Source organism: Enterobacter cloacae complex sp. EB5 (assembly GCF_031432835.1).
GTDB classification, from domain to species: Bacteria; Pseudomonadota; Gammaproteobacteria; order Enterobacterales; family Enterobacteriaceae; genus Enterobacter; species Enterobacter hormaechei_C.
Map to the genome: position 1 here is coordinate 3,091,763 of NZ_CP133860.1, position 21,795 is coordinate 3,113,557.

At 59.0% G+C, this 21,795-nt stretch carries 20 protein-coding genes; 11 read left to right on the plus strand and 9 right to left on the minus strand.

The window, feature by feature from the left end:
* Nucleotides 1-3: 3 nt before the first annotated feature.
* Together hypF and RHN82_RS14795 are read left to right on the plus strand one after the other, a co-directional pair.
* Nucleotides 4-2,220, plus strand: a complete 2,217-nt coding sequence (gene hypF, locus RHN82_RS14790) for a carbamoyltransferase HypF (RefSeq protein ID WP_047052133.1) — start codon at nucleotides 4-6, stop codon at nucleotides 2,218-2,220.
* 1 nt (nucleotide 2,221) lies between these two features.
* A complete protein-coding gene (locus tag RHN82_RS14795) occupies nucleotides 2,222-3,244 on the plus strand; it encodes a HoxN/HupN/NixA family nickel/cobalt transporter (protein WP_047052131.1) in 1,023 nt (340 codons plus the stop codon).
* A 127-nt stretch (nucleotides 3,245-3,371) separates the two neighbouring features.
* Here the strand turns inward: RHN82_RS14795 and norW are convergent, their stop codons facing one another.
* Together norW and norV are read right to left on the minus strand one after the other, a co-directional pair.
* The gene (gene norW, locus RHN82_RS14800; RefSeq protein WP_047052129.1) at nucleotides 3,372-4,505 is read right to left on the minus strand and encodes an NADH:flavorubredoxin reductase NorW; all 1,134 of its coding nucleotides are present in this window, start codon (nucleotides 4,503-4,505) and stop codon (nucleotides 3,372-3,374) included.
* Nucleotides 4,502-5,950 (minus strand): anaerobic nitric oxide reductase flavorubredoxin, encoded by a 1,449-nt coding sequence (gene norV, locus RHN82_RS14805; RefSeq protein ID WP_310398349.1) that lies wholly within the window; start codon nucleotides 5,948-5,950, stop codon nucleotides 4,502-4,504. The genes norW and norV overlap by 4 nt, the downstream gene beginning before the upstream one ends.
* Before the next feature lie 187 nt (nucleotides 5,951-6,137).
* Here norV and norR point away from each other — a divergent pair, with 187 nt between their 5' ends.
* On the plus strand, nucleotides 6,138-7,652 hold the full coding sequence (gene norR, locus RHN82_RS14810; protein ID WP_047052127.1) for a nitric oxide reductase transcriptional regulator NorR: 1,515 nt from the start codon (nucleotides 6,138-6,140) through the stop codon (nucleotides 7,650-7,652).
* Here norR and gutQ read toward each other — a convergent pair.
* The 7 genes from gutQ to srlA form a co-directional block, all read right to left on the minus strand.
* Nucleotides 7,649-8,614: an arabinose-5-phosphate isomerase GutQ gene (gene gutQ / locus RHN82_RS14815; RefSeq protein ID WP_023298458.1), complete on the minus strand. Its 966-nt coding sequence runs from the start codon at nucleotides 8,612-8,614 to the stop codon at nucleotides 7,649-7,651. The two genes, norR and gutQ, sit on opposite strands and share 4 nt — an antisense overlap.
* The gene (locus RHN82_RS14820) at nucleotides 8,607-9,380 is read right to left on the minus strand and encodes a DNA-binding transcriptional repressor (RefSeq protein WP_015571676.1); all 774 of its coding nucleotides are present in this window, start codon (nucleotides 9,378-9,380) and stop codon (nucleotides 8,607-8,609) included. Before RHN82_RS14820 ends, gutQ begins: the two co-directional genes overlap by 8 nt.
* Nucleotides 9,381-9,443: 63 nt before the next feature.
* Nucleotides 9,444-9,803, minus strand: coding sequence for a transcriptional regulator GutM (gene gutM / locus RHN82_RS14825; protein ID WP_047052125.1), 360 nt, complete (start codon nucleotides 9,801-9,803; stop codon nucleotides 9,444-9,446).
* A gap of 67 nt (nucleotides 9,804-9,870) precedes the next feature.
* Nucleotides 9,871-10,650 carry a sorbitol-6-phosphate dehydrogenase gene (srlD, locus tag RHN82_RS14830; RefSeq protein WP_017382786.1) on the minus strand — a complete coding sequence of 260 codons (780 nt, stop codon included), beginning with the start codon at nucleotides 10,648-10,650 and terminating at the stop codon, nucleotides 9,871-9,873.
* A 14-nt stretch (nucleotides 10,651-10,664) separates the two neighbouring features.
* Nucleotides 10,665-11,027 (minus strand): PTS glucitol/sorbitol transporter subunit IIA, encoded by a 363-nt coding sequence (gene srlB / locus RHN82_RS14835; protein ID WP_045911263.1) that lies wholly within the window; start codon nucleotides 11,025-11,027, stop codon nucleotides 10,665-10,667.
* Nucleotides 11,028-11,039: 12 nt separating this feature from the next.
* A complete protein-coding gene (locus tag RHN82_RS14840) occupies nucleotides 11,040-11,999 on the minus strand; it encodes a PTS glucitol/sorbitol transporter subunit IIB (RefSeq protein ID WP_047052123.1) in 960 nt (319 codons plus the stop codon).
* Entirely contained in the window at nucleotides 11,996-12,559 is a 564-nt protein-coding gene (gene srlA / locus RHN82_RS14845; protein ID WP_015571673.1) for a PTS glucitol/sorbitol transporter subunit IIC, read from the minus strand. Before srlA ends, RHN82_RS14840 begins: the two co-directional genes overlap by 4 nt.
* A 251-nt stretch (nucleotides 12,560-12,810) precedes the next feature.
* Here srlA and mltB point away from each other — a divergent pair, with 251 nt between their 5' ends.
* From mltB to alaS, 8 genes are all read left to right on the plus strand, one after another.
* The gene (mltB, locus tag RHN82_RS14850) at nucleotides 12,811-13,911 is read left to right on the plus strand and encodes a lytic murein transglycosylase B (RefSeq protein ID WP_015571672.1); all 1,101 of its coding nucleotides are present in this window, start codon (nucleotides 12,811-12,813) and stop codon (nucleotides 13,909-13,911) included.
* Between the two features lie 289 nt (nucleotides 13,912-14,200).
* A complete protein-coding gene (locus RHN82_RS14855; RefSeq protein WP_017382783.1) occupies nucleotides 14,201-14,854 on the plus strand; it encodes a metal ABC transporter ATP-binding protein in 654 nt (217 codons plus the stop codon).
* On the plus strand, nucleotides 14,851-15,711 hold the full coding sequence (locus RHN82_RS14860; protein WP_045339985.1) for a metal ABC transporter permease: 861 nt from the start codon (nucleotides 14,851-14,853) through the stop codon (nucleotides 15,709-15,711). The genes RHN82_RS14855 and RHN82_RS14860 overlap by 4 nt, the downstream gene beginning before the upstream one ends.
* Before the next feature lie 14 nt (nucleotides 15,712-15,725).
* Complete coding sequence (locus RHN82_RS14865; protein ID WP_022649141.1) at nucleotides 15,726-16,604, plus strand: metal ABC transporter substrate-binding protein; 879 nt, start codon at nucleotides 15,726-15,728, stop codon at nucleotides 16,602-16,604.
* A 130-nt stretch (nucleotides 16,605-16,734) separates the two neighbouring features.
* On the plus strand, nucleotides 16,735-17,232 hold the full coding sequence (gene pncC, locus RHN82_RS14870) for a nicotinamide-nucleotide amidase (protein ID WP_003862172.1): 498 nt from the start codon (nucleotides 16,735-16,737) through the stop codon (nucleotides 17,230-17,232).
* 89 nt (nucleotides 17,233-17,321) lie between these two features.
* Nucleotides 17,322-18,380, plus strand: coding sequence for a recombinase RecA (gene recA, locus RHN82_RS14875; RefSeq protein ID WP_015571667.1), 1,059 nt, complete (start codon nucleotides 17,322-17,324; stop codon nucleotides 18,378-18,380).
* 68 nt (nucleotides 18,381-18,448) lie between these two features.
* Nucleotides 18,449-18,949 (plus strand): recombination regulator RecX, encoded by a 501-nt coding sequence (recX, locus tag RHN82_RS14880; RefSeq protein WP_047052118.1) that lies wholly within the window; start codon nucleotides 18,449-18,451, stop codon nucleotides 18,947-18,949.
* A gap of 131 nt (nucleotides 18,950-19,080) precedes the next feature.
* Entirely contained in the window at nucleotides 19,081-21,708 is a 2,628-nt protein-coding gene (alaS, locus tag RHN82_RS14885) for an alanine--tRNA ligase (protein ID WP_047052116.1), read from the plus strand.
* Nucleotides 21,709-21,795 lie beyond the last annotated feature (87 nt).

The window sequence follows — 21,795 nt, forward strand, 5'->3', positions numbered from 1 at the left end:
GCAATGCGCGTTAACGGCGTACAGCTTCGGGTACGCGGCAAGGTGCAGGGGGTAGGATTTCGTCCTTTCGTCTGGCAGCTTGCGCAGCAGCTGGGGCTGGCAGGCGACGTCTGCAACGACGGAGAGGGTGTCCTGGTGCGTCTCGCGGGCAGTGGGGGTGACTTTACCGCGAGACTGCGCCAGGACTGCCCACCGCTGGCGCGCATCGATCGCGTTGAAACACAGCCGTTCAGCTGGACGACGCTGCCGGACGAGTTTGTCATCCGCCACAGCGAGAGCGGGGCGATGGACACGCAAATCGTCCCGGATGCCGCCACCTGTCCCGCATGCCTGGCGGAGATGCGCGATCCCCGCGAACGTCGCTACCGCTACCCCTTTATCAACTGCACCCACTGCGGGCCGCGGTTTACCATTATCCGCGCCATGCCCTATGACCGCCCGGCCACGTCAATGGCGCCATTCCCGCTCTGTGTGCCCTGTGAAACGGAGTACCGCAACCCGGCTGACCGGCGTTTTCACGCCCAGCCGGTGGCCTGCCCGGATTGCGGACCGCAGCTGGAGTGGCGAGCTGGGGAGGGTGCTGCCACCCGCGAATCGGCGTTAAGCGCGGCGGTGGCGATGCTGAAAGGCGGCGGGATTGTGGCGGTGAAAGGGCTGGGCGGTTTTCACCTGGTCTGCGACGCGCTTAACCCGCAGGCGATTCGGAAATTACGGGCACGCAAGCAGCGCCCGACCAGGCCGCTGGCGGTGATGATCCCGCATGCGGACGATCTGCCGGAGGCCATCCAGACGCTGTTACGTTCACCCGCTGCGCCGATTGTGCTGACGCCAAAAGCCTGCCTTCCTGCGTTTCCTGAGGAGATTGCGCCGGGGCTGGATACGGTCGGCGTGATGCTGCCCGCGAACCCGCTCCAGCATTTGCTGATGCTGGACTGCCAGCGCCCGCTGGTGATGACCTCCGGCAACCTCAGCGGCCATCCACCCGCCATAAGCAACCAGCAGGCGCTGGAAGAACTCAGTGACATCGCTGACGGCTTCCTGCTGCACAACCGCGACATCCTGCAACGGATGGATGATTCAGTGATGGACCAGGAGGGCACGCTGCTGCGTCGCGCGCGGGGTTTTGTACCGGATGCCATCACATTGCCCGCCGGATTCCGCGACATCCCGCCCATGTTATGCACCGGCGCGGAGATGAAAAATACCTTCTGCCTGGTGCGTGGCAACCAGGCGGTGCTGAGCCAGCATTTTGGCGATCTGAGCGACGAGGGGGTAGAGGCGCAGTGGCGCAGCGCGCTCTCGACGATGCAGGACATCTACGTCTTTCAGCCTGAGCGCGTGGTGTGCGATGCCCATCCGGGTTATCACGTCCGACAGTGGGCCCGGGCGCAGGCGCTGCCCGTTGAGACCGTGCTGCATCATCATGCGCATGCGGCAGCGTGTCTGGCGGAGAACGGCTGGCCGCTCGACGGCGGGGATGTTATTGCCCTGACGCTGGACGGGATCGGCATGGGCGAGAACGGCGCGCTGTGGGGCGGCGAGTGCCTGCGGGTGAACTATCGCGACTGCGAACGGCTGGGCGGTCTGCCAGCCGTTGCGCTGCCGGGGGGCGATCTGGCGGCAAAACAGCCGTGGCGCAATTTGCTCGCCCACTGTCTGGCGTTTGTACCTGACTGGCAGCAGTACCCGGAAACAGAGGCGGTACAGCGTCAAAACTGGCCGCTGCTGGCAACGGCTGTGTCGCGCGGTATCAATGCGCCGCGGGCCTCCTCCTGTGGTCGTCTGTTCGACGCCGTGGCCTGTGCGTTGGGTATTGAAACGCAACGCTATGAGGGCGAAGCCGCGTGCCGGCTGGAGGCGCTGGCCGAACGCTGTGCAGGGGTTGATCATCCGGTGACGCTCCAGACGGATAACCTTGCGCTGTTCTGGCAGCAGTGGCTGGCCTGGCGGGCGGAGCCCGGCGAGCGCGCCTGGGCTTTTCACGATGCGCTGGCAAAAGGGCTGAGCGAACTGGCGGCAACGCATGCCCGCCGACGGTCGCTCGCTACGGTGTGCTTCAGCGGCGGCGTCCTTCACAACCGCCTGCTGCGCGCGCGCCTTCGTCACTACCTTTCTGATTTCACGCTTCTTTTTCCTTCGCGCCTGCCCGCAGGCGACGGAGCGATCTCCTTCGGGCAGGCGGTGGTTGCTGCCGCCCGATCATGTTCACAAAGGATTTAAAATGTTACGACTTTTACGCAATGAACCTCGTGCAGCGTGCCTGCTGCTGGCTCTCGGGATGGCTAACCTGCTGGCCTGGGGGCTGGCGTGGCACACCTTTAGCGGCAGTACGGCGCTGATGGCGGCCAGCCTGCTGGCCTGGTGTTACGGACTGCGTCATGCGGTGGATGCCGACCATATCGCCGCGATTGATACCGTGACGCGTAAGATGATGCAGCAGGGCAAGCGCCCGTCCGGCGTGGGCGCATGGTTCTCCCTCGGACACTCCACCATCGTGGTGCTGGCCTCCATTGCTATTGCCGCTACCGCCACGGCGTTTCAGAAAAACATGGCATGGTTCCACGAAACCGGCAGCCTGATTGGCACCGCCGTCTCCGCCACCTTCCTGCTGGCGATGGCGCTGGTGAATATGGTGATCCTGCGCGGCGTCTGGCGCAGTTTTCAGGCGCTGAAACACGGCAGGCCCGTGCAGGGCGACATCACGCTGCCTGCACAGGGCGGCGTCATGAACTGGCTGTTCGGCAAAACCTTCCGCCTCGTCAATAAAAGCTGGCAGATGTACCTGGTCGGTTTCCTGTTCGGCCTGGGGTTCGACACCGCCACCGAAATCGGCGTGCTGGGGATCTCCGCCGCCAGCGCCTCCAGCGGGATGTCGGTGTGGTCGATCATGATCTTCCCGGCGCTCTTCGCCAGCGGCATGGCGCTGGTGGATACGCTCGATAACCTGCTGATGGTGGGTGCCTACGGCTGGGCGTTCAACAAGCCGCAGCGCAAGCTCTACTACAACATGACCATCACCGGCACTTCGGTGGTGGTGGCGCTGTTTATCGGCGGCCTGGAAGCGCTGGGTCTGCTGATGGACAAGTTCTCCCTCAGCGGCGGCGTGTGGGATCTGATTGGCGCGGTGAACGACAACCTGGGCGATGCCGGATTTGTGGTGGTCGGGCTGTTTGTCGCCTGCTGGCTGATCTCGATGGCGAATTACCGCTGGCGCGGATATGACGCGCTGGTGGTGCGCTCCTGACGCTGAGAGTGTAGCGATAAAAAAAAGCCCCGGGACATCGGGGCGGTGGACAATAAAATCCAAAGGTTAAGTAAGCGTGGCAGTACTGTAGGCCGGGTAAGCGGAGCGCCACCCGGCATGACGAGGGTTAAGCTGGTAGCGATTTCAGCAGCGCGAAGGCCTCCTTCATTCTGTCTTCGCTGACGACAAAGGCGCGCATCTGACCGTCGGTATCGGTGCCGCGCGCCACCATGCCCTGAGGCGAAAGGACAATCTCCCAGTCCAGATCCTGACGCTGCGTTTCACCTGCGAGATGCAGCGGTAGTTCCGGCGTTTTTACCTTCACCAGCATGGCGGGTAATTTCACCGGGGCGTTGCCGCCGAGCAGGTTTTTCGCCAGGAACATGGCGCTTAACTGAATCGGTTGCAGGAACGGCAGCACCTGGCCGTTAATTTCCGCGCAGTCGCCCAGGGCATAAATGTCCGGCTGGGTGGTTTGCAGGTAGCTGTCCACCTTCACGCCGCGATTGATCTCTGCGCCCGCGCGGTGCGCCAGCGCGGTTTCCGGGCGCAACCCCGTCGCCGCAATAACCACATCCACTTCCACGCTGCGGTTGCGGTCGAGCGTCGCACAAATGCCGGTTTCGGTTTTGCTCAGGCTCTGTAACTGCGATTTCAGCAGCAGATGCACGCCCATGTCGGTCAGACGATGCTGTAAGCGACTGCTTACTTCTGCCGGCATCAGCGCTGACAGAATGCTGGCCGCGTGGTCAACCAGGGTGACGGATTTTCCCGCCCGGCAGAAGTCCATCGCCATCTCGGTGCCAATCAGCCCGCCGCCGACAATCATCACCCGCGTGGCGTCGCGTAACAGGGTCTCGCTGGCCTGATACTCCTGCTGGCTGTTGAGCGTGACCATCAGCTCGCGGCCCTCAACCGGCGGCACAAACGCCGATGCCCCCGTCGCCAGCACCAGCTTGTCGTACTGCCAGGTTTTATCTTTCGCGTTCACCACGTGGGCGTCGGCGTCGATGTCGGTGACCCAGGTGTACGGAAACAGACGCAGGTTAAACTGTTCGGCAAACTCCCCCGCCGTCTGGCGGGTGAGATCGTCGGCGCGCTGATTCTGGCTAATGACGTGGCTTAAATCAGGCTTGTTGTACTCATCCATGCTGTCGGCGGCGATCACCGTCAACGGCACGTTAGCATCCTGTTTGCGGATATTTTTCACCAGCTGGCGGGCGGCAAAGCCCGAGCCGATAATGACGATGCCGTGGCTCATTTTGCCTCCGTTGCCAGTTCATCAAAGACGTCTTTCCCGAGGGAACATTCCGGGCAGAGGAAGTTGTCCGGCACCTCGCTCCACGGCGTACCCGGCGCGACATCCTGCAACGGCTCGCCCAGCTCAGGATCGTAAATCCACTGGCAGACGCTGCACTGCATGCAAGGGCCGAGGTCGGCAGCGGCAGGAGCGGCTTCTGCTACGGCTTCCGGCGTAACCGCTGCGGCGGGTGCGGTTTCCGGCAGCGGCGCAAGCGCCCACTGGCGGGCAATGTCGCGACCGTGCTGGCGACAGATTTCCAGCGCGTCGAGATCCGGGCGCCATTTCGCCTTCAGGCTCAGGGACATCTCAAAACCGGCATCCTGTAAACGGGTGGAGAGACGGTCTACCGCGCCGCCGCTCCAGCCGTGTGAACCAAAGGCGCTGGCGCGTTTGTTACGGAAGCGCAGGCCGGTCATCTCTTCCACCAGTCCGGCAATTTTCGGCATCATTACGTTATTCATGGTAGAGGTACCCACCAGCACGCCTTTGGAGCGGAAGACGTTGGTCAGTACCTCATTCTTATCGCTGCGCGCCACGTTGAAGATTTTCACCGCCACGTTCGGGTCCACTTCGTTGATGCCCTGGGCAATGGCGTCCGCCATCATGCGGGTGTTGTTGGACATGGTGTCGTAGAAGATGGTGATGCGATCTTCCTGATAGTCCGCCGCCCACTTCAGGTACAGTTCGACAATCTGGGTTGGATTTTCACGCCATACCACGCCGTGGGAGGTGGCAATCATATCCACCGGCAGGTTGAAGCCGAGGATCTCGGTGATTTTTGGCGTGACCAGACGGCTGAACGGGGTCAGGATGTTGGCGTAGTAGCGCTGGCACTGTTCGAACAGCTCGGTCTGATCCACTTCGTCGTTGAACAGACGTTCGTCGCAGTAGTGCTGGCCGAAGGCGTCGTTACTGAACAGCACCGCGTCACCGGTCATGTAGGTCATCATGCTGTCCGGCCAGTGCAGCATTGGGGTTTCCACGAAGATCAGCTGTTTGCCGTTGCCGATATCCAGCGTGTCGCCGGTTTTCACGGTGTGGAAGTTCCACTCCGGATGGTGGTGGTGGCCGTTGATGGAGTCAATGGCGTTGGTGGTGCAGTAGATTGGGGTATCCGGAATGTGGGACATCAGCTCGGTCAGCGCCCCGGCGTGATCCTCTTCCGCGTGGTTGATGATAATGTAGTCGATCTCATTCAGATCGATTTCGCTGCGCAGGTTCTGCACGAACTTGCGGCTGAATTTGTGATCGACGGTATCGATCAGGACGTTTTTACCTTCACGAATGAGATAGCTGTTGTAGCTGCTGCCGCGCAGCGTTTTGTATTCCGTCCCGTGAAAATCACGTACTTCCCAGTCACGTTGACCCACCCAATGAATGTTATTTTTAACCAGAATAGACATAGCAACCTCAACTTAATACGGCGTTTTCAAATAAGATGACTGTCATATATCAAGTTGCGTGCCAACTTTTTAAATTATTGAAAATAATGTATTTATATTTTGATGCTCCCTAATGGGTAGTCATTTTGACTATCTTAAAAATTGTCAATATGACACTATGCATTGTCAAAATGACAGTGAGGCAGAGATGAGCTTTTCCGTAGATGTGCTGGCGAAGATCGCCATAGAACTGCAAACCGGTATTGGTCATCAGGACCGCTTTCAGCGGCTGATCTCCACGTTGCGCCACGTGCTGGATTGCGATGCCTCGGCACTGCTGCGTTACGAAGGGCGGCAGTTTATTCCGCTGGCTATCGACGGTCTGGCGAAGGACGTACTCGGGCGGCGCTTTACCCTGGAGGGCCACCCGCGTCTGGAAACTATCGCCCGTGCGGGTGACGTGGTGCGTTTTCCGGCAGACAGCGATCTGCCCGACCCGTACGACGGCCTGATCCCCGGACAGGAGAGCCTGAAGGTGCACGCCTGTATCGGCCTGCCGCTGTTTGCCGGGCAGAACCTGATTGGCGCGTTAACCCTCGACGGCATGTCGCCTGATCAGTTCGATACCTTCAGCGACGAAGAGCTACGGCTGATTGCTGCGCTGGCGGCCGGGGCGCTGAACAACGCCCTGCTGATAGAACAGCTGGAGAGCCAGAATATTCTTCCGGGTAGCCCGACGGCGTTTGAGCAGGTGGCGCACACCGAAATGATCGGCCTTTCGCCAGGCATGGCGCAGCTCAAAAAAGAGATTGAGATTGTCGCCGCGTCTGATTTGAACGTGCTGATCTTCGGGGAGACCGGCACCGGTAAAGAGCTGGTGGCAAAAGCGATCCACGAAGCCTCGCCCCGTGCGGTGAATCCGCTGGTCTATCTCAACTGCGCGGCGCTGCCGGAAAGCGTGGCGGAAAGCGAGCTGTTCGGACACGTCAAAGGGGCCTTTACAGGGGCGATCAGCAACCGCAGCGGCAAGTTCGAAATGGCTGATAACGGCACGCTGTTCCTCGATGAAATTGGCGAACTCTCCCTTTCGCTCCAGGCCAAACTGCTGCGGGTGTTGCAGTATGGCGATATTCAACGCGTGGGTGACGATCGCAGCTTACGCGTGGATGTGCGCGTGCTGGCGGCGACGAACCGTGATCTGCGCGAAGAGGTGCTGGCGGGGAATTTCCGCGCCGATCTGTTCCACCGTCTGAGCGTGTTCCCGCTCACGGTGCCGCCGCTGCGCGAGCGCGGCGAGGATGTGGTGCTGCTGGCGGGCTTTTTCTGCGAACAGTGTCGGCTCAAAATGGGGCTTTCCCGCGTGGTGCTAAGCCCCGGCGCGAGGACGCACCTGCTGAGCTACGGCTGGCCGGGTAATGTGCGTGAACTGGAACATGCGATCCACCGCGCGGTAGTGCTGGCGCGGGCAACGCGTTCGGGGGATGAAGTGGTTATTCATGCGCGCCATTTCGCGCTGCATGAGGAAACGACGCCGTCCGTGAAGCCGGTGATACCTGAGAGCGTGAACGAAAACCTGCGCGAGGCGACGGATGCGTTCCAGCGTCAGATGATCGCCCGCGCGCTGGAGCAGAATAACCGCAGCTGGGCGGCGTGCGCGCGGGCGCTGGAGATGGACGTCGCCAACCTTCACAGGCTGGCGAAACGTCTGGGGCTGAAGGGTTAAATAATCCCCGCCTGGTAGAAGTCTTGCAGGTTGATCGCGCCGCACAGCCTGCCGTGCTCGTCCACCACCGGCGCGGCGGTGATTTTGCGCTTCATCAGCACCTCTTTGGCTTCAATGGCGCGGCTGTCGGCATTCAGCGTCAGCCCGCCCCGGGTCATTGCTTCGGATACCCGCGCCTCCAGCTTGCCGCCGCCCACCAGCCAGCGGCGCAGGTCGCCGTCGGTGAAGACGCCCTTCACCTGGCGGTCATTGTCGCATACCGCAACCAGCCCCAGCCCGGTGCGGCTCAGCTCCAGCATGGCGTCCATCACGCTGGTGTCGAGTTTAACTTGCGGAATGGCATCGTCGGTGCGCATCAGGTGGTGAACCTTGTTGAGCAGGCGTGCGCCGAGCGCACCTGCCGGATGCGAACGGGCGAAATCTTCCTCATTAAAACCGCGCGCCTGCATCACCGCCATTGCCAGCGCGTCGCCCATCATCAGGGTGTTGACGGTGCTGGAGGTCGGTGCCAGGTGCATCGGGCAGGCTTCGCGTTCAACGGAAATATCCAGCGTTGCTTTCGCGGCCAGCGCCAGCGGCGAACGGGATTTGCCGGTCATCGCTAACAGGGCCACCGATTTTTCTTGCAGGCGAGGGATGATGAGATCCAGCTCTTTGGCTGAACCGGAGTAGGAGATAAACAGCATCACGTCGCGGCTTTCGATCATCCCCAGATCGCCGTGCAGCGCTTCGGCAGGATGCACGAAGAACGCCGGGGTGCCGGTGCTGGCAAGCGTCGCGGCAATCTTCTTGCCGATATGACCGGATTTACCGATACCCGCCACGATCACTTTGCCCTCGCAGTGGATAATGGTGTTGGCTGCACGAACAAAATCTTCACCCAGACGCTCCGGCAGGCGGCTGGCTTCCTGTAGCTCCAGCAGCAGGGTCTGACGGCCTGCGTTTAACAGAAAATCACTCATTTTTCTCTCCGGTTACGATCACGTCGATGCCTTTCGCTTCCAGCGCTTTTTTAAATGCCGGATCGATACCTGCGTCGGTAATCAGCTTATCGACGCTTTCAAGGCTACAGACAATGTTGGGGCTTTTACGGCCAAACTTCGACGAGTCCGCCATCAAAATCACTTCCCGCGCGGCGTTGCACATCGCTTTGCTGACGCTGAATACCTCGTTGAAGGTGGTCACGCCCGCGTTGAGGTCGATGCCGTCCGTGCCCATAAACAGCTTATCGAAGCTGAAGTGGTCGAAGGCATTCTCCGCCAGCTGCCCGTGAAACGACGCCGATTTTTTACGGAAGGTGCCACCGGGCATCAGGATGGTCTGCTCGCTGTCGAACTCTGACAGGGCATTGACGATATGCAGGCTATTGGTCATCACGGTGATGTTATTAAAGCGGCTGAGCAGCGGGATCATCTGTAGGACGGTACTGCCTGCGTCGAGGATAATGGAATCGCCGTCCTGGATAAATTTGACGGCGGCTTCGGCAATCAGCGCTTTCTGGTGGGTATTGATCAGCGTTTTGTGGTCGATAGGCGGGTCGGCTTCGTCTTTATTGAGCACCACGCCGCCGTAGGTACGAATGACGGCGCCGGAGTTTTCGAGCAATACCAGGTCCTTGCGTATTGTCGTGCCGGTGGTGTCAAAGTAGTGGGCCAGATCCTCTACCGAGCACTTTCCCTGCTTTTGCAGATGCTCAAGTATGGCCGCCTGCCGCTGACGTGGTTTCATAGGCGCTTCGTTCCTTACGTTGCGAAATGATAATTCCGCAAGTTTATAACTTTCACAACGAAATTATCCATGTTTCAGATTAAGCGCTAATGATAGTGCATTCTGACAGAGTGAATCATGGGGGAAGATCACATCAGGTTGTAATTCATGCAGCGAAATGCCGTTGATCGCCTGGATTTTGGTCGGACGGGCAAACACCGTTACGCCGCGCATGATGAGGGAATCGCAGACCTTATTGTTTTCATCCAGCGCAACAGCGACGACAACTCGCGGTTTGAAGCGTCCCCCGGAACGCCCGACGCCCACGCGTCCCTTCTGACACAGGGCATCAAAGGCGCGGTTAAACTGACGGATTTGCCAGCCGCCAAACGCCATCTGGCAAAGCCAGGCGAGGGCGGCGACGGTGATGAGTGCGGTGACCATATCGGCTCCTTGTTTCGTTCCCTCTCCCCGTGGGAGAGGGTTAGGGTGAGGGCATCAGGCCGCTCGATCAGAACATCACCTGCCCACCGGTAACGTTAATCGACTGCCCGGTGCAGTACGAGGCTTTCGGGCTGGCGTAAAACAGCAGCATGTTCAGCACGTCCTGATAATCGCACCCGCGCTTCAGCGGCACTTTGTCGATGTAGTACTGTTCGACGTCCTCCGCTTTGATGCCAAGTTTGGCGGCATACTGCGGCAGCAGGGACTGGAACATCGGGGATTTCAGCAGGTTACCCAGCATCAGCGCGTGCACGGTAATGCCGTATTCGGCCAGATCCAACGCCAGAGACTGCGTCAGCCCGACGCCGCCAAACTTCGCCGCGCTGTAGCCGGAGTTGTGCTTGCTGCCCACTTTCCCCGATTTTGAGTTGATCTGAATGATGCGCCCCTGAATCCCGTCGCGGATCATCAGACGGGAAAATTCGCGGGCGCAGAGGAAATAGCCCACCAGATTCACCTGCAACGAGCGGTCAAAATCCCCCAGTTCGAAATCGCTGATAAAGGCCGCCTTCGCGATCCCCGCGCTGTAGACCAGCAGATCGGTGCGACCAAAAATCTCATCCACGCCGCGGGCCAGCGCCATCACGCTCTGCTCGCTGGTGGCGTCGGCGCCAAATCCATACGCCATCCCTTCGCCAAACTCAGTGTTGATGGCGTCCGCTACGCGAGCGGCTTTCTCGCTCTGAATATCCACGACCGCCACGCGGTAGCCCTCTGCGGCAAGCCCATGGCAGAGGAACTCGCCTAAGGTTTGTCCCCCACCAATGACAACGGCAACCTGACTCATGTGTCTCTCCTTTATTACGAAATAAATTTTAACGTGCAGCCTGGGGTGACGGCCTGCGGAACCGGCCCCTCAACGTGAACCGTGCCGGGATACTCCGCCCGCGGCTGGCCGTCGAAACGCAGGGTGATGTGCCCCAGTTCGCGCAGGTTTTGCTCGGCGACCTCACCGACGGCGGTTACGGCATAGCGCGCCTTGCCCAGCTCCAGCTGGCTTCCGGCCTTCAGCTCACCGTTCAGCTCGCCGTGGCAGTGGATAAAGCAAAACTCTTCGATATCCGCAGGCGCCCCTTCGCGGAAAGTGATCAGCATCTGGTCGCTGAGCGCATCGGCCGCGCTCTGGCCGATGCGGGTAATGGTGGTCTGGTAAATCACGGTCATGGCAGGAACCTCTTATTGATAAATAAAGCCGGAGACAAACCAGGCAATCAGCACCGTTGGCGCGCCCGTCAGGAAGCGGCTCACCAGCACGGAGGGGACGCCCACGCGCACGGTCTCCTGGCGCGCTTCCGCCAGCGACAGCCCGACGGGGATGAAGTCGCACGCCGCCTGGGCGTTAATGGCAAACAGGGCGGGCAGGGCGAGGTGCGGGGGAATATTCCCCAGACCAATCTGCACGCCAATCAGCACGCCGATGACCTGGGCAATCACCGCGCCCGGGCCGAGAAACGGCGACAGCAGCGGGAAGGAGCAGATCAGCGCCAGTGTGACCAGCCCGAGCGGGTGGCTGGCGAGCGGGGCGAGGCCGTGGGCAATCCAGTCGCCGAGGCCGGAGGCCATGATGATGCCGATCAGCGCCGAGACGAACGCCATAAACGGCAGAATGGTTTTCAGCACCGTGTCGATGGTGTCGCGCCCGGACTGGAACAGCACCGCCACGGCGGACCCCATCCCCATCCCGACCTTCGCCAGCAGGCCGTCGCTCTGCTCGGTGATCTTCTTGCTGGTGTCGTAGTCGCGCGGGGCCGCTTTTTGCGGCGCGGATGTGCCATTCACCAGCGTGATGTTGTCCTCCTTCACGCCCGAGACATAAATGTCCTCAAGGATGTACTGCGCCAGCGGGCCGGATTTGCCCGTGGAGTGAATATTCACCGTCGGAATGCGGCGCTTCGGGTAGATGCCGCAGCGCAGGGTGCCGCCGCAGTCGATAACCGCCACGCCGATTTCCGCTTCCGGCGGCTCGCCCTCTTTGAAGCCGTCGACCGCTTCCCAGCCGGTCAGCTCGCGCAGCGTGTCGACGATCGCCGGGCGCGTCCCTGCGGTGATGTAGACGATCTTTTTGCCTTCGGTGGCGTCGAATTCCAGCGGGCCGCCCCAGCCGCCCGTGCCTTTCTCTATGCGGATCCGGTTCATACTGTGGCTCCCGAAAGCTGGACTTTTTCATCAAGCTGAATGCCCATTTTTTTCTCAAAAATGGCGGTAGTGAGGTCCGTTACCCAGCCGCGGAAGAAGTTGGTCACCAGGCCGACCAGCAGATAGCTCACTGCCAGCGGGCCGAGCGGCAGTCCCAGCGTAGTGAGACCGCTGGCAATCCCGAGGTAAACAAACAGCTCGCCGGGGTTAATGTGCGGGAACAGGCCGTTCATTGAATGGCAGCTGTAGGAGGCGGCGGCGTAATAACTCGGCTTGTACTTCTCTGGCATAAAGCGGCCGAGGCTTAAGGTCATCGGGTTGCAGAACACAAAGGTGCCGATGAAGGGCAGGATCAGGTAGCGGGACAGCGGATTGCCGGCACAGCGCTGGGCGAAGCGTTCAATGCGCTGCTGGCCGATAAAGTTAATCAGCGCGTTCATGATCACCAGCAGGCTGATCAGCAGGGGCAGGATCCCGGTCACCATGCCGGTGAAGACCTCGCCGCCTTTCTGAAACAGCCCGATGAACCACTCGGCGCCGTGGGTGATGGTTTCTATCATTCTTCTCTCCTGTAGGGCGTTTGTTTTTGTCTATCTGCGGCTAATAATAATCACTTTGAAAGGTTTTAAAGTGTTAATCAGATCTCACAATGAAAGAAAAAAGTATTATTTTGAAAGTTTATTGATGAGGTGAATAATTTTGGGTGGAAAAAAGCACGGATTTGCGTCGGGGAGGTGCGTACCGCTTCCTTGAGGAGTTGGGGATGCTTTACCATACTGGGTTCTTACCGAACTCGTTAAATGGATGCCACATGTTCAAGCGTCGTTATGCAGCGCTGTTGCCTGCGCTTATTCTCCTGTCCGCCTGTAGTAGCAAACCCAAGACCGAAGCCGCTCAACCAACGGCGGGCGCGCCTTCCGGAGGATTCCTGCTGGAGCCGCAGCACAATATGATGCAGATGGGGGGCGACTTCGCGAATAACCCTGCGGCCGAACAGTTCATCGATAAAATGGTGAGCAAGCACGGTTTTGACCGCCAGCAGCTGCATGCCATTTTGTCTCAGGCGAAGCGTCTGGACTACGTGCTGCGCCTGATGGACAGGCAGGCGCCGACGGCCCAGGTGCCGACCGGGCCAAACGGCGCGTGGCTGCGCTATCGCAAACAGTTTATTACCCCGGACAACGTGCAGAATGGTGTGGTGTTCTGGAATCAGTATGAAGACGCCCTGAACCGTGCGTGGCAGGTCTATGGCGTGCCGCCGGAGATCATCGTCGGTATTATTGGGGTCGAGACCCGCTGGGGACGCATTATGGGTAAAACCCGCATCCTCGATGCGCTGGCGACGCTCTCCTTCAACTACCCGCGCCGCGCCGAGTATTTCTCTTCCGAGCTGGAAACCTTCCTGCTGATGGCGCGAGACGAACAGGACGATCCGTTAGATCTGAAAGGGTCGTTCGCCGGGGCGATGGGCTACGGCCAGTTTATGCCGTCCTCCTATAAGCAGTACGCGGTAGATTTTAACGGGGATGGTCACATCAACCTGTGGGATCCCGAAGACGCCATTGGCAGCGTGGCTAACTACTTCAAAGCGCACGGCTGGACGCCGGGCGGCCAGGTGGCGGTGCAGGCGAACGGCGAGGCGTTTGGTCTGGAAAACGGATTTAAAACCAAATACAGCGTGGCGCAGCTGGCAGCGGCAGGCTTAACGCCGTCGCAGCCGCTGGGCAATGTTGACCAGGTGAGCCTGCTGCGCCTGGATGTCGGAACCGGTTATCAGTACTGGTTCGGGCTGCCGAACTTCTACACCATTACCCGCTACAACCACAGCACGCACTATGCGATGGCGGTATGGCAGCTGGGGCTGGCGGTGTCTCAGGCGCGTGTGCCCGCAGCGTCACCGTTTAGCCAGTAAGCTACCCCGACGGGTAGGCCGGGTAAGGCAACGCCGCCACCCGGCATGGCTGCCCGTATCCTGACCCTCTCCCACGGGAGAGGGAAGTTTGCAGAAACATTTCGCCACACTCCCATTTCACTCCCGCCGTTTACATCTTAATCGTCTTTCATTATTGTTATGTTATAACATTCTTTTGAGTTGAGATATCCATGTCCCTGTTTTCGCTCTCATCCCCGGTTCGGCTGCTGCTGGCGCTGGTGCTCATTCTGTTTCTCGGCCTGGCCGTGCGCTGGGCGGTGGCGTTGCCATGATCGTGATGAACGACCTGGTGGCGGGTTACGATCGTCAGCCCGTTACGCGCGCGCTGTCCGGCGTGATTGAACGCGGGAGCATGACCGCCATCGTCGGGGCCAACGGCTGCGGCAAATCCACGCTGCTGAAAACGCTCGCTGGCTTTATTCCGCCCGTCAGCGGTACGTTTCGCTGGCAGGGGAGACGTCCGGTGGTGGGCTGGCTGGCGCAGCGTCACGCGCTGGAGGCGCAATTTCCTCTGACCGTGCAGGACGTGGTGAGTATGGGCTGCTGGCCAGCAATCTCTCTGTTTGCCGGTTTTCGTCGGGATACCCGCATGCGCATTGCCGGCGCGCTGGAGCGCGTGGGGCTGGAGTCCATGGCGTTCTCCACCATTGATGAACTTTCCGGCGGCCAGTTTCAGCGCATGCTGTTTGCCCGCGTTTTGGTGCAGCAGGCGCCGCTGGTGATGCTGGATGAGCCTTTCACCGGCGTCGATGAAGCGACCTGCAACGTGCTGATGGATCTGATGCTGGAGATGTATATGCAGGGGCAGACCCTGCTGGCGGTACTGCACGACAGCGAACGCGTCTCGCGCCACTTCCCGCAGACGCTGCGGCTGGATGCTGATACGCCGCACTGGAAAACCGAGCGGGTGAGGGTGGCATGATCTGGCATCTCTTCTTCCAGCCGTTTATTGAGTACGGCTTTATGCGGCGCGCGCTGGTGGTTTGCCTGGCGCTCTCCGTCAGCACCACTGCGCTGGGCGTATTTCTTCAGCTGCGTCGGATGAGCCTGATGGGGGACGCCCTTTCTCACGCCATTTTGCCGGGTGTCGCGGTGGGCTATCTGCTCAGCGGGATGTCGCTGCTGGCAATGACTGTCGGCGGGTTTATTGCCGGGATCGCCGTTGCGCTGGTGGCCGGGCTGGTCAGCCGCCGCACGCCGCTTAAAGAGGATGCCAGCTTCGCAGGGTTTTACCTGGGCTCGCTGGCGCTGGGCGTCACGCTGGTGTCGCTGCGCGGTTCAAATGTCGATCTGCTTCATCTTCTGTTTGGCTCCATTCTCGCCGTGGATAGCGCGTCAGCCCTTTTCGTGACGGGCGTTTGCATGTTCACGCTCCTCACGCTGGCGATTTTTTATCGGGGGCTGGTCAGCGAAGCGTTTGATACCGCGTGGTTGCAGGTGAACGCGCGCTGGCTGCCCGGGATGTTACACGGTCTGTTTCTGGCGCTGCTGGTGCTCAACCTGGTGGCCGGTTTTCAGGTGCTCGGCACGCTGATGGCCGTCGGGCTGATGATGTTACCCGCCGTGGCGGCACGCTGCTGGGTGCGCACACTGCCAGGGTTACTTTTGATAGCGGGTATCAGCGGTATTTTTTGCGCGTGGCTGGGCTTAAGCCTTTCCTGGGCAGTGAGTCTGCCCGCCGGGCCCTCCATTGTGCTGACCGCCAGCGCATTGTTCTTTATTTCAGTTTTATTTGGCACGCGCAGCAGGCTGGCGGATAGCCTGCGGGCGCTTTTTTAACGCAAGGGGAAACGATGAAACGTACAGGGTTAGCCGTGGCGCTCGCGCTCGGCATGATGACGCACGGCGTAATGGCGAAAACGCTTAATGTGGTGACCAGCTTTTCCATCCTGGGAGACATCACGCAGCAGGTTGGCGGCGATCGTGTGAAGGTGACGACGCTGGTGGGGCCGGACGGTGATCCCCATACTTTCGAACCCTCGCCCAAAGACAGCGCGGCGCTGAGTAAAGCTGACGTGGTGGTGGTCAATGGGCTGGGGCTGGAGGGTTGGCTCGACCGTCTGGTGAAAGCCTCCGGATTCAAAGGCCAGCTGGTGGTTGCTTCGGACGGCGTGAAAACGCACACGCTGGAAGAGGACGGTAAAACCGTGACCGATCCGCACGCGTGGAACAGCGCGGCGAACGGCGCGCTGTATGCGCAAAATATTCTCTCAGGGCTGGTGAAGGCCGATCCTGAAGATACGGCGGCGCTTGAAGCTACCGGCAAACCCTATATTGCGCAGCTCTCTCAGCTGGACGGCTGGGCTAAAAAGCGTTTCAGCGACATCCCACAGGCGAAGCGCAAAGTGCTGACCAGCCACGACGCCTTCGGCTATTTCAGCCGCGCCTACGGCGTGACGTTTATGGCGCCGCAGGGGCTGTCGTCTGAGAGTGAAGCCAGCGCGGCGCAGGTAGCGGAGATCATCAATCAGATTAAAGCTGACGGCGTGAAAACCTGGTTTATGGAAAACCAGCTTGACCCACGCCTGGTGAAGCAGATTGCGACCGCCACGGGCGCCCAGCCGGGTGGTGAACTTTACCCGGAAGCGCTGTCCGCGAAGGGCGGCGTGGCGGACACCTACGTCAAGGCGTTTCGCCACAATGTGGACACCCTCGCTAACAGCATGAAATAAGCGTCTCTCTGGCCGGTGCGCCCGCATCGGCTTTTTTCTGAAGCCCCCTCGTAAAACCCGACGCCCATCCCCATATTTGATGAGAAAGTGCTATCTTGTGCTGCATGTTTTTCTAAGGCCTGGAGCGAGAATGACTGACCATGAATTGATGCAGCTAAGCGAAGTGGTGGGGCTGGCGCTGAAACAACGCGGCGCGACTCTCACGACCGCAGAATCCTGCACCGGCGGCTGGGTGGCGAAAGCGATTACCGATATTGCTGGCAGTTCCGCCTGGTTTGAACGCGGCTTTGTGACCTACAGTAACGAGGCGAAAGCACAGATGATTGGCGTGCGTGAAGCCACGCTTGAGCAGCATGGCGCGGTCAGCGAGCCGGTGGTAATCGAGATGGCGATTGGCGCGCTAAAAGAGGCGCGCGCAGATTACGCTATCTCCATCAGCGGTATCGCGGGGCCGGACGGCGGCAGCGACGTGAAGCCTGTCGGCACCGTCTGGTTTGGCTTTGCCACCTCAAAAGGTGAAGGGATCACCCGCCGGGAATGCTTCAGCGGCGATCGCGAAAGCGTGCGTCGTCAGGCAACGGAATACGCGTTAAAAACGCTCTGGCAACAATTTCTACAAAATACTTGATACTGTATGACTATACAGTATAATTGCCTCAACAGAACAGAAGTCCATGGTGAAGCGCAGTTGCTTCTCCCGGCATGACAGGAGTAATAATGGCTATCGACGAAAACAAACAGAAAGCGTTGGCGGCAGCACTGGGCCAGATCGAAAAGCAATTCGGTAAAGGCTCCATCATGCGCCTGGGTGAAGACCGTTCCATGGATGTGGAAACTATCTCCACTGGTTCGCTTTCTCTTGATATCGCACTGGGCGCTGGCGGTTTGCCGATGGGCCGTATCGTAGAAATCTACGGTCCGGAATCCTCGGGTAAAACTACCCTGACGTTGCAGGTTGTTGCGGCGGCACAGCGCGAAGGTAAAACCTGTGCGTTTATCGATGCCGAGCACGCGCTGGACCCGGTCTATGCCCGTAAACTGGGCGTTGATATCGACAACCTGCTGTGCTCCCAGCCGGACACCGGCGAGCAGGCACTGGAAATCTGTGACGCGCTGGCGCGCTCAGGTGCGGTTGACGTGATCATCGTCGACTCCGTTGCGGCGCTGACGCCAAAAGCGGAAATTGAAGGTGAAATCGGTGACTCTCACATGGGCCTCGCGGCACGTATGATGAGCCAGGCGATGCGTAAGCTGGCGGGTAACCTGAAGCAGTCCAATACGCTGCTGATCTTCATCAACCAGATCCGTATGAAAATTGGTGTAATGTTCGGTAACCCGGAAACCACCACCGGCGGTAACGCTCTGAAATTCTACGCTTCTGTCCGTCTGGATATCCGCCGTATCGGCGCGGTGAAAGAGGGGGATAACGTAGTCGGTAGCGAAACCCGCGTGAAGGTTGTGAAGAACAAAATCGCAGCACCGTTCAAACAGGCTGAGTTCCAGATCCTCTACGGCGAAGGTATCAACTTCCTCGGCGAGCTGGTTGACCTGGGCGTGAAAGAGAAGCTGATTGAAAAAGCGGGCGCATGGTACAGCTACAACGGTGACAAGATTGGTCAGGGTAAAGCGAATGCTATCTCCTGGCTGAAAGAGAACCCGGCGGCGGCGAAAGAGATTGAGAAGAAGGTGCGTGAACTCCTGCTGAACAACCAGGACTCTAAACCTGATTTCGTGGTCGACGGCGCGGATGCTGAAGAAACCAACGAAGACTTTTAATCCTCTCGGATAAAAATGAAGGGCTGCTGATGCGGCCCTTTTTGCATTTCTGAATCGACAGGTTTTTTATGAGTGAACCGACATCACGCCGACCAGCCTACTCACGCTTGCTGGATCGGGCCGTGCGTATTCTTGCCGTGCGTGACCATAGTGAACAGGAGCTGCGGCGGAAACTGTCAGCGCCCGTCATGAGCAAAAACGGTCCGGAAGACATTGATGCCACCGCGGAAGATTATGACCGCGTGGTTGCCTGGTGCTACGAGCATCACTATCTGGATGACGGCCGTTTTGCCGCTCGCTTTCTTGCCAGCCGTGGTCGTAAAGGCTATGGGCCAGCGCGTATCCGTCAGGAGCTGAACCAGAAAGGCGTAGCCCGTGAATCGATTGAAAAAGCCCTGCGCGAAAGTGAAATTGACTGGTGCGAACTGGCGCGTGAGCAGGCGGTACGAAAGTACGGTGAGCCGCTGCCGCGTGAATTTTCAGAAAAAGTTAAAATCCAGCGCTTTTTGCTCTACCGCGGCTTCCTGATGGAAGATATTCAGGATATCTGGCGTAATTTTACCGATTGAACGCATGCGGGATTTTACTTCCCACTAAAGAAAACTTATCTTATTCCCACTTTTTCCAGTAGCTGGTCCGTCCAACTGTTTACAGATACAGATCTGCTGCGACATTTCGTTAGCTTGATTTCAGGATAATTATGAGCAAGAGCACCGCTGAGATCCGTCAGGCGTTTCTCGATTTTTTCCATAGTAAGGGACACCAGGTTGTTGCCAGCAGCTCCCTGGTACCGAACAATGACCCGACTCTGCTGTTTACCAACGCCGGGATGAACCAGTTCAAGGATGTGTTCCTTGGTCTCGACAAGCGTAATTATTCCCGCGCCACAACCTCACAGCGTTGCGTGCGTGCGGGCGGTAAACACAACGATCTGGAAAACGTCGGTTACACCGCGCGCCACCACACCTTCTTCGAAATGCTGGGTAACTTCAGCTTCGGCGACTACTTCAAACACGACGCCATTCAATACGCGTGGGAACTGCTGACCGGTGAAAACTGGTTCAATCTGCCGAAAGAGCGTCTGTGGGTGACCGTGTATGAGACCGATGACGAAGCGTTCGACATCTGGGAAAAAGAAGTGGGTATCCCTCGCGAACGTATCATCCGTATCGGTGACAACAAAGGCGCGCCTTACGCGTCTGATAACTTCTGGCAGATGGGCGACACCGGCCCTTGCGGTCCGTGCACCGAGATCTTCTACGATCATGGCGACCACATCTGGGGCGGCCCTCCGGGAAGCGCGGAAGAAGATGGCGATCGCTACATTGAGATCTGGAACATCGTCTTCATGCAGTTCAACCGTCAGGCCGACGGCACCATGGAGCCGCTGCCAAAACCGTCCGTAGATACCGGTATGGGCCTTGAGCGTATCGCGGCCGTTCTGCAACACGTTAACTCCAACTATGAGATTGACCTGTTCAGCACCCTGATCAAAGCCGTTGCTGAGGTAACGGGCGCAACCGATCTGAGCAACAAATCACTGCGCGTTATCGCAGACCATATTCGTTCCTGTGCGTTCCTGATTGCTGACGGCGTTATCCCGTCGAATGAAAACCGTGGCTATGTGCTGCGTCGTATCATTCGTCGTGCGATCCGCCATGGCAACATGCTGGGCGCGAAGGACACCTTCTTCTATAAACTCGTTGGGCCACTGATTGGCGTGATGGGCTCTGCCGGTGACGAGCTGAAACGCCAGCAGGCGCAGGTTGAACAGGTTCTGAAAACCGAAGAAGAGCAGTTTGCCCGTACGCTGGAGCGCGGTCTGGCGCTGCTGGACGACGAGCTGGCGAAACTCAAGGGTGACACGCTGGATGGCGAAACCGCTTTCCGCCTGTACGACACCTACGGCTTCCCGGTTGATCTGACCGCGGACGTTTGCCGCGAGCGCAACATCAAAGTTGACGAAGCAGGCTTTGAAGCCGCAATGGAAGAGCAGCGTCGTCGCGCGCGTGAATCCAGCGGTTTTGGCGCGGACTACAACGCGATGATCCGCGTTGATAGCGCGTCTGAATTTAAAGGCTACGAAGAGCTGGCCCTGACCAGCAACGTGACCGCGCTGTTTGTTGACGGTAAAGCCGTAGACAGCATTAGCGCGGGTCAGGACGCGGTTGTTATCCTGGATAAAACGCCGTTCTATGCGGAATCGGGCGGCCAGGTTGGCGATAAAGGCGAGCTGAAAGGCAATGGCTTCAGCTTCAGCGTAAGCGATACCCAGAAATACGGTCAGGCAATTGGTCACCAGGGCAAACTGGTTTCCGGCTCTCTGAAAGTGGGCGAGGGCGTTCAGGCCAACGTTGACGAAGCTCGCCGCGCGCGCATTCGTCTGAACCACTCGGCAACCCACCTGATGCACGCAGCCCTGCGCGAAGTGCTGGGTACGCACGTTGCCCAGAAAGGTTCTCTGGTTAATGACAAAGTGCTGCGTTTCGACTTCTCGCATTTTGAAGCGATGAAGCCGTCTGAAATTCGTGCGGTGGAAGACCTGGTGAATACCCAGATCCGCCGTAACCTGCCAATCGAAACCCACATCATGGATCTCGAGGCAGCGAAGAAGAAAGGTGCGATGGCGCTGTTTGGCGAGAAATATGACGACCGCGTTCGCGTGCTGAGCATGGGCGACTTCTCTACCGAACTGTGTGGCGGTACTCACGCATCCCGCACCGGTGACATCGGCTTGTTCCGCATCGTTTCCGAGTCGGGGACGGCGGCAGGCGTGCGTCGTATTGAGGCGGTGACCGGGGAAGGCGCAATTGCCAGCCTGCATGCGCAGAGCGACCAGCTGCACGAGATCGCGCAGCTGCTGAAAGGCGATAGCCAGAACCTGGGCGAAAAAGTGCGTGTCGCGCTGGATCGTACCCGTCAGCTGGAAAAAGAACTCCAGCAGCTGAAAGAACAGGCTGCGGCGCAGGAGAGCGCAAACCTCTCCAGCAAAGCGGTAGACATTAAGGGCGTCAAACTGCTGGTCAGCGATCTGGCGGGCGTTGAGCCTAAGATGCTGCGTACCATGGTCGACGATCTGAAGAACCAGCTTGGTTCGACGGTTATCGTGCTGGCAACGGTCGCAGAGGGTAAGGTTTCTCTGATTGCGGGCGTCTCTAAGGATGTGACGGATCGTGTCAAAGCAGGGGAACTGATTGGCATGGTCGCCCAGCAGGTGGGTGGCAAAGGTGGCGGTCGTCCGGACATGGCGCAAGCCGGTGGTACGGATGCGGCGGCACTTCCCGCGGCATTAGCCAGCGTTGAAAGCTGGGTAAGCGCGAAACTGTAATAACTACAAAACACAAGCAGACGCCATAGCGGTAACGTTATGGCGTCTTGCTCACTGCGCTATCGATAACGATAAAGTCAGGTTGAG

Coding starts and splice junctions, on each gene's coding strand:
- pncC (WP_003862172.1), top strand. CDS start 16,735: ATGACTGACCATGAATTGATGCAGCTAAGCGAAGTGGTGGGGCTGGCG.
- gutQ (WP_023298458.1), bottom strand. CDS start 8,614: ATGAGTGATTTTCTGTTAAACGCAGGCCGTCAGACCCTGCTGCTGGAG.
- gutM (WP_047052125.1), bottom strand. CDS start 9,803: ATGGTCACCGCACTCATCACCGTCGCCGCCCTCGCCTGGCTTTGCCAG.
- norV (WP_310398349.1), bottom strand. CDS start 5,950: ATGTCTATTCTGGTTAAAAATAACATTCATTGGGTGGGTCAACGTGAC.
- RHN82_RS14795 (WP_047052131.1), top strand. CDS start 2,222: ATGTTACGACTTTTACGCAATGAACCTCGTGCAGCGTGCCTGCTGCTG.
- mltB (WP_015571672.1), top strand. CDS start 12,811: ATGTTCAAGCGTCGTTATGCAGCGCTGTTGCCTGCGCTTATTCTCCTG.
- alaS (WP_047052116.1), top strand. CDS start 19,081: ATGAGCAAGAGCACCGCTGAGATCCGTCAGGCGTTTCTCGATTTTTTC.
- RHN82_RS14860 (WP_045339985.1), top strand. CDS start 14,851: ATGATCTGGCATCTCTTCTTCCAGCCGTTTATTGAGTACGGCTTTATG.
- hypF (WP_047052133.1), top strand. CDS start 4: ATGCGCGTTAACGGCGTACAGCTTCGGGTACGCGGCAAGGTGCAGGGG.
- RHN82_RS14840 (WP_047052123.1), bottom strand. CDS start 11,999: ATGAACCGGATCCGCATAGAGAAAGGCACGGGCGGCTGGGGCGGCCCG.
- RHN82_RS14865 (WP_022649141.1), top strand. CDS start 15,726: ATGAAACGTACAGGGTTAGCCGTGGCGCTCGCGCTCGGCATGATGACG.
- srlB (WP_045911263.1), bottom strand. CDS start 11,027: ATGACCGTGATTTACCAGACCACCATTACCCGCATCGGCCAGAGCGCG.
- srlD (WP_017382786.1), bottom strand. CDS start 10,650: ATGAGTCAGGTTGCCGTTGTCATTGGTGGGGGACAAACCTTAGGCGAG.
- norW (WP_047052129.1), bottom strand. CDS start 4,505: ATGAGCCACGGCATCGTCATTATCGGCTCGGGCTTTGCCGCCCGCCAG.
- RHN82_RS14820 (WP_015571676.1), bottom strand. CDS start 9,380: ATGAAACCACGTCAGCGGCAGGCGGCCATACTTGAGCATCTGCAAAAG.
- RHN82_RS14855 (WP_017382783.1), top strand. CDS start 14,201: ATGATCGTGATGAACGACCTGGTGGCGGGTTACGATCGTCAGCCCGTT.
- recX (WP_047052118.1), top strand. CDS start 18,449: ATGAGTGAACCGACATCACGCCGACCAGCCTACTCACGCTTGCTGGAT.
- norR (WP_047052127.1), top strand. CDS start 6,138: ATGAGCTTTTCCGTAGATGTGCTGGCGAAGATCGCCATAGAACTGCAA.
- recA (WP_015571667.1), top strand. CDS start 17,322: ATGGCTATCGACGAAAACAAACAGAAAGCGTTGGCGGCAGCACTGGGC.
- srlA (WP_015571673.1), bottom strand. CDS start 12,559: ATGATAGAAACCATCACCCACGGCGCCGAGTGGTTCATCGGGCTGTTT.